This is a genomic window from Neorhizobium sp. R1-B (assembly GCF_004368875.1).
Classification (GTDB): domain Bacteria; phylum Pseudomonadota; class Alphaproteobacteria; order Rhizobiales; family Rhizobiaceae; genus Neorhizobium; species Neorhizobium huautlense.
In genome coordinates, this window is record NZ_SOEM01000019.1 from 89155 (window position 1) to 96209 (window position 7055).

Consider the following 7055-nt stretch of genomic DNA (forward strand, 5'->3'; position numbering starts at 1 on the left):
TCCGCACCGGGAGGTTGGCGGACGACCCGCCGTATTCGAAGGAATCGGGGAGCGGCGCGGTGTAACCAAATCACAAAGCCACAGATAAAAAGGTTGGGAAAATGAAAAAGACGCTTCTGTCAGCCGCTATTGGCGCAGCGGTCCTGGGGTTTGCCTCTGCTGCATCGGCTGCCACATTGGACAACGTGAAGGCCAAGGGTTTCGTCCAGTGCGGCGTCAACACCGGTCTTGCCGGTTTTGCCGCTCCGGATTCGGCTGGTAACTGGACTGGCTTCGACGTCGATTATTGCAAGGCTGTCGCAGCTGCGGTCTTCGGCGATGCCAGCAAGGTCAAGTACACGCCGACCACCGCGCAGAGCCGCTTCACCGCGCTCCAGTCCGGCGAAGTCGACCTTCTTGCCCGTAACACCACCTGGACCATCAGCCGCGACACCTCCCTCGGCTTGAACTTCCGCTACGTCAACTACTATGACGGCCAGGGCTTCATGATCCCGAAGAGCCTGAACGTGAAGTCGGCGCTTGAGCTCTCCGGCGCCGCTGTCTGCGTCCAGTCCGGCACCACGACGGAACTCAACCTTGCCGACTACTTCAAGTCCAACAATCTGCAGTACAACCCGGTTGTCTTCGAAAAGCTCGAAGAAGTGAACGCGGCCTATCAGGCAGGCCGTTGCGACGTCTACACGACCGACCAGTCGGGCCTCTACTCGCTGCGCCTGTCGCTTTCCAACCCGGACGACCACATCATTCTGCCGGAAATCATCTCCAAGGAGCCGCTCGGCCCGGCCGTCCGTCAGGGCGATGACCAGTGGTTCGACATCGTCACCTGGGCAGGTTACGCAATGGTGCAGGCCGAAGACTTCGGCATCACCCAGAAGAACCTCGAAGAGATGAAAAACTCGACCAACCCGGATATCCGTCGCTTCCTGGGCGTCGAAAAGGACACCAAGATCGGTACCGACCTCGGTCTCACCAATGAATGGGCCTACAATATCATCAAGAACGTCGGGAACTACGGCGAAGTGTTCGAACGCAACATCGGCGCAAACACACCTCTCAAGATCCAGCGCGGCCTGAACGCCCTGTGGTCGAAGGGTGGCTTGCAATACGCACCGCCGGTGCGCTAATCGCACATGCGAAATCGGGTAAGGCGGCAAAAGCTGCCTTACCCTCAATAACAAAAAATATAAAAAAGGCCTGAAACAGGCCGCAGGGGAAAAGGCCAGCATGACAGATCACGCTGTAATTGCGTCTACGGAGGCTCGTACGCTGAGGTCTTATGCGTATGACCCGAAGTTTCGCGGTATTTTCTACCAGGTACTCACTCTCCTTATCGTCCTGGTGGTCGGCTGGTGGATCTTCGATAACACCACCGAAAATCTTGCCCGTTCCGGAACGGCGTCCGGTTACGGCTTCCTGAGAGGTCGAGCCGGATTCGATATCGGCCAGTCGCTCATCGCCTATACGAGCGATTCCACGTATGGCCGCGCGATCGTTGTCGGCTTTCTGAACACGATGCTTGTGGCCATTCTCGGCATCTTCACGGCAACCGTCGTCGGCTTCATCATCGGTCTCGGTCGTCTGTCGCGGAATTGGCTCATTGCAAAGCTCTGCACGCTCTATGTCGAGATCTTTCGCAACATCCCGGTGCTGCTGATCATCTTCTTCTGGTACAAGGGAGTGCTGGATTCGCTGCCGCAGGTGCGGGATTCGATTGCGCTGCCCTTCAACATCTTTCTCAACAATCGCGGTCTCGCATTTCCGAATCCGATCTGGGGAGAAGGCGCCTGGCTGATCCCCGTCGCTTTCCTGGTCGGGGTCGTCGCGACCATCGTCGTCGCCAGGTGGGCCAGGCAGCGTCAGGCGGCGACCGGCAAGCAGTTCCATACGATCTGGACTGGCATCGGCCTCATCATCGGATTGCCGATCCTTGCATTTCTGATCATGGGCGCTCCGCTCACGTTCGATTCCCCGATCGCCGGCCGCTTCAACATGACAGGGGGCGCGCGCATCCTGCCGGAATTCGTCGCACTCTATGTGGCGCTTTCGCTTTATACGGCATCGTTCATCGCGGAAGTGATCAGGGCCGGCATCCGGGGCGTGGCCAAGGGACAGAGTGAGGCCGCCTTTGCGCTCGGTCTCCAGCCTTCGCATACGACACGGCTCGTCGTCGTGCCGCAGGCCATGCGCATCATCATTCCCCCGCTCACCAGCCAGTATCTCAACCTGACGAAGAATTCATCGCTCGGCGTTGCTATCGGCTTTCCCGAGCTCTTTTCCACGACCAGTACGACGCTCAACCAGACGGGCCAGGCAGTGGAGGCGATCTCCATCATGCTGACGGTCTATCTGGCGATCAGCATCGCGACATCGATCTTCATGAACTGGTTCAATGCCAAGATGGCGCTGGTGGAAAGATAAGCTCATGAATACCCAAAACCTCTCTTATGTCCGCAGCGACATGCTGAAGGCCCAGCCCGCCCCAATCAGTACCAGGACGGTCAGCGGCTGGGTCCGTACCAATCTTCTCGCCACTCCGAAGGACACCGTGCTGACGCTTTTGGCCGTCGTCCTGTTGATCTGGGCACTGCCCGGCATATTAGACTGGCTCTTCTTCAACGCCGTTTGGTCCGGTAGTGATCGCAGCGCCTGCACCACCGTCGCGCAGGGCGGCATACAGCCGGAGGGCTGGAAAGGCGCCTGCTGGGCATTTGTGGGCGACCGGTTCCAGCAGTTCATGTTCGGCCGGTATCCCTTGGACGAGCGCTGGCGGCCAATGCTCGTTGCCGCACTCTTCGTCGTGCTGCTCGTGCCTCTGCTGGTTCCCAAACTGCCGCGCAAGGGGCTTACCGCCCTCCTCTTCTTCGTCGTTTTTCCGGTTGTCGCCTTCTTCCTGCTGCATGGCGGCGTCTTCGGTCTTGAGGAAGTCGAGACCCCTCTCTGGGGCGGCCTGATGGTGACGCTCATCCTCTCCTTCGTCGGCATCGCCGTCTCTCTGCCCGTTGGCATCCTGCTTGCTCTCGGGCGCCGGTCGAAAATGCCTGTCATCCGGATGCTGTGCGTCGGCTTCATCGAAATCATCCGCGGTGTGCCGCTGATCAGCGTTCTCTTCATGGCGAACGTGATGCTGCCGCTCTTCCTGCCGACAGGCTGGACGATCGACAACTTTCTCCGTGCCTTGGTGGGGGTCGCGATCTTTGCGTCGGCCTATATGGCCGAAGTCATCCGCGGCGGTCTCCAGGCAATTCCCAAAGGCCAGACAGAAGGTTCCGAGTCCCTTGGCCTCAGCTATTGGCAGACGATGCGGCTGGTCATCCTGCCGCAGGCGATCAAGCTGGTTATCCCGGGCATCGTCAACACCTTCATCGGCCTCTTCAAGGATACCTCGCTCGTGTCGATCATCGGCATGTTCGATCTGCTCGGTATCGTGCGGCTCAACTTCACCGACACGACCTGGATCACGCCGGTGACGCCGATTACCGGACTCATCTTCGCAGGCTTCATCTTCTGGCTGTTCTGCTTCGGCATGTCGCGCTATTCCGCATTCATGGAACGGCACCTCGACACGAGCCACAAGCGCTAAACGCCGCAAAACGATAACAAAGGGGAAAAAAATGGCTGACGCCCAACCCAAGAAACTGACTGTCTCCGCTACCGACGTCGCCGTAGAGATCGTCGGTATGAACAAATGGTATGGCGACTTCCACGTGCTGCGCGATATCAACCTGAAGGTGATGAAGGGCGAGCGCATCGTCATCGCCGGGCCCTCCGGCTCCGGCAAATCGACGATGATCCGCTGCATCAACCGTCTTGAGGAGCATCAGGCCGGCACGATTATCGTCGATGGAATCGAGCTGACTAACGACCTGAAGAAGATCGACGAAGTGCGCCGAGAAGTCGGCATGGTGTTCCAGCACTTCAACCTCTTCCCGCATCTGACCATCCTGGAAAACTGCACGCTTGCGCCCATCTGGGTCCGTAAGATGCCGAAGAAACAGGCCGAAGAAATCGCGATGCATTACCTGAAGCGCGTGAAGATCCCGGAACAGGCCAACAAATATCCGGGCCAGCTTTCCGGCGGTCAGCAGCAGCGCGTGGCGATTGCCCGCTCGTTGTGCATGAAGCCGAAGATCATGCTGTTCGACGAACCGACCTCTGCGCTCGATCCTGAAATGGTCAAGGAAGTGCTGGATACGATGGTAAGCCTTGCCGAAGAAGGCATGACCATGCTCTGCGTCACCCATGAAATGGGCTTTGCCCGCCAAGTGGCCAATCGGGTCATCTTCATGGACCAGGGCCAGATCGTCGAACAGAACTCGCCTGCGGAATTCTTCGACAATCCGCAGCATGAGCGCACCAAGCTCTTCCTCAGCCAGATCCTGCATTGAGCAACGGGCAAACTGCGGTTTTCCAAGGGGCGCCAGACGCCCCTTTTCATTTTACCACCTGAAGAAATAGCGAGCCTTGATACTCGCCGCGGGTTCTGCGGAGTCCGATGAGCGGTCGATCGAGCCGCTCACCGTCATCCGCGTGCCGAGCTTCTTTTCCATGACCACCCCGGCAGTCACCGTCCTGAAGCCATCGCGGCCGGTAGCACGGCCGATCAGCGCGGTGCCGCTTGCGGCATGCGAAAGCCGCACCGACTGGCTGGCGTCGAGGCCCCGCCACTCGCCCGAAGCGCCGTCATAATGAACGCCGTAGCTGCTGCGCCTCTCGATATCGATCTGGGGCGTCGCAATTTCCTTGTCGTAATAGTTCATGGTGATCCCGGCGCTGCCTGTATTGCCGTCGAGATCGACACCGATGTCGCGACCAAACTGGCCCGCCGGGGTCTTGATTTTCTCGGCGGTAAAATTGCTCCAGAATCTGAGGGGCGTATCGACCGGTGCTCCGCTGCTTGTGGTATTGACGCCCATGGATATGCCAGCCTCGGTCTCGATCCGGGTGGGCAGTTTAAGGCCGAGCTTGACCGAATAGCTCGTATCGGAGGTTTTGGAAGGCTTCCAGATCAGCGGGTTGTCGTCCGCAAAACCCGGACCAGGTACAAAGACAGCCACAAAGACGCATACCGCTGCGGCATAGGACATCCTATTCATGCGATCCCCGCTAAAAGCGTAAAAACGATGCGAAGCGTGCGAGCAACCATCAGGCCGCCCGGACAAAAGTGATTTGAAGTGTATTGGAAGCGCGTCCGCGACCCTTGGGCCGGCGCTGCGCCAATTTGCTCTCCGCTCACCAAATCATGGCGGAGCCGACCTATCCGATGATACGAAACAATGCGGCTTTTCAGAATCCGCACTATGGCAAGAGTGGGATTTTGAAGATGCTGTTCTTCGGGCCAGCGCCTCCATTGAGCCCGACATTCGGATACATCCGGCAAGGACGTTCAAAACAGCTGGCGAACCGGCGCCTACGCCGTCATCCACCTGTCACATGACGATGCTGTGTTCATAATCGGACGCTGAATCGAAGCCTTACCGGAGCTGCGGCCAGAAACAGCGTTCGGGGCCATCGGGATCATAGTCATGGAATATTACTTCGCCTTCGCCGCAGCAGCCCTCCTGCTTGTCAACCTGATCAGCCTGGCCATAGCAATGTGGAGGTTGTCGCCCCGCGGCACACCGGCTCCCGGCATCTCCGATCGGCCGGCTGTTTCAATCGTCATCCCCGTCCGCGGCGTCGAAAACTTCACGGCATTGACCCTGGCGCGCGCCTTTGAGCTCGACTGGCCCCAACACGAGTTGATCTTCTGTGTTGCCGACGAGAGGGATCCGGTTGTCGGCAGGATCGAAGAAGCAATGGCTGCCCATCCCGAGATTGCTTCCCGCATTCTGGTGGGCGATGACCGCATAAGCGCCAATCCGAAGCTGAACAACTGCGTCAAGGGATGGCGGGCCGCCGAAAACGACTGGGTCATTCTCGCCGACTCCAATGTGCTCATGCCCGCCGACTACGTGGAGCATCTGATATCCGCCTGGAGGGATGATACCGGCCTGGTCTGCTCCACGCCGCTCGGCTCCCGGCCAGCCGGATTTTGGGCCGAGACCGAATGCGCCTTTCTCAATGGTCATCAGGCGCGCTGGCAATATGCCGGCGAGGCTCTCGGCTTCGGTTTTGCCCAGGGAAAAAGCATGCTCTGGTACAAGCCGATGCTCGATGCAGCAGGGGGAATCGAAGCGCTGGCCGCGGAAATCGCCGAGGACGCAGCTGCCACGAAGCTCGTCAACAGGCTGGGACGCAAGGTGCATCTCGTTTCCTCGCCGTTCGAGCAACCGCTCGGCCGGCGCGACCTTAGAGAAATCTGGGCGCGGCAGAGCCGCTGGGCAAGGCTTCGCCGTGTGACCTTCCCGATCTATTTTGCTCCCGAGATATTGCTCGGCGGCGTACCGCCGCTCACGCTGGGAGTTCTGGCCGCCCTGACCGCGGACATCAGCCCGGTCGCGCCGGCAGCAGCGATTCTCCTCATTACCTATCTTCCGGAGCTGGGCTTGGCATTTGCCAAAAACTGGCCCGTGTCATTTCGACTGTGCCTCGCCATGATCGTACGCGACCTTCTGATGCCTGCAATCTGGCTCAGAAGCTGGATCGGCGGATCGTTCGAATGGCGAGGCAATACGATGACAATCGGCACGGAGAGCAGCGAATTGAACGAGCCATCCGTGGCATGAGCCGCGGATGACGCTCATCCTACCGGGCGAGTGAGTTCTCTAATCAGGCTTATGTAGAGATTGATTGCGCGCTCGATCTCGCCAATGAGATCCTCGTTTGAGCCAGCTTCGGTCCAGAATCCGGTGTCCCGCAGCCACTCCTTATCCTCCCGCAAGCGAGCGATCGTTTCCTCGTGGCGTCTGATTCTCTCTTCAGGGACCATAGCGCTCTCCGTTATTGAAGAGACGATAGGGCCGAAGAACCGGCGGACAAGAGGTCGTCAGCCATGTCATAGGTACATTCTGTCACCCATGACTTCTCTATTCGGCGTGTTGAGGTCAAGCGCTTACGAGCGTCTCCGCCTCGTCGGAACATGACATCTTCCGCAGGTCCTCGCTTCTCTTCGGGAT

At 58.8% G+C, this 7055-nt stretch carries 6 protein-coding genes; 5 read left to right on the plus strand and 1 reads right to left on the minus strand.

Going from position 1 to position 7055, the window contains the following annotated elements; translation table 11 throughout:
* Positions 1-101: 101 nt before the first annotated feature.
* The 4 genes from EDE05_RS21250 (at position 102) to EDE05_RS21265 (ending at position 4385) form a co-directional block, all read left to right on the plus strand.
* Positions 102-1124, plus strand: coding sequence for an amino acid ABC transporter substrate-binding protein (locus EDE05_RS21250; protein ID WP_105372493.1), 1023 nt, complete (start codon positions 102-104; stop codon positions 1122-1124).
* Between the two features lie 100 nt (positions 1125-1224).
* Positions 1225-2418, plus strand: a complete 1194-nt coding sequence (locus EDE05_RS21255; protein ID WP_112798332.1) for an amino acid ABC transporter permease — start codon at positions 1225-1227, stop codon at positions 2416-2418.
* 4 nt (positions 2419-2422) lie between these two features.
* Positions 2423-3580, plus strand: a complete 1158-nt coding sequence (locus EDE05_RS21260) for an amino acid ABC transporter permease (protein WP_112798334.1) — start codon at positions 2423-2425, stop codon at positions 3578-3580.
* Between the two features lie 31 nt (positions 3581-3611).
* Positions 3612-4385, plus strand: coding sequence for an amino acid ABC transporter ATP-binding protein (locus tag EDE05_RS21265; protein WP_105372490.1), 774 nt, complete (start codon positions 3612-3614; stop codon positions 4383-4385).
* A 51-nt stretch (positions 4386-4436) separates the two neighbouring features.
* On the opposite strand, the gene EDE05_RS21270 is transcribed toward EDE05_RS21265, so the two are convergent.
* A complete protein-coding gene (locus EDE05_RS21270) occupies positions 4437-5093 on the minus strand; it encodes a hypothetical protein (RefSeq protein WP_132413006.1) in 657 nt (218 codons plus the stop codon).
* Between the two features lie 429 nt (positions 5094-5522).
* Here EDE05_RS21270 and EDE05_RS21275 point away from each other — a divergent pair, with 429 nt between their 5' ends.
* A complete protein-coding gene (locus EDE05_RS21275; RefSeq protein WP_132413004.1) occupies positions 5523-6665 on the plus strand; it encodes a glycosyltransferase in 1143 nt (380 codons plus the stop codon).
* Positions 6666-7055: the final 390 nt, after the last annotated feature.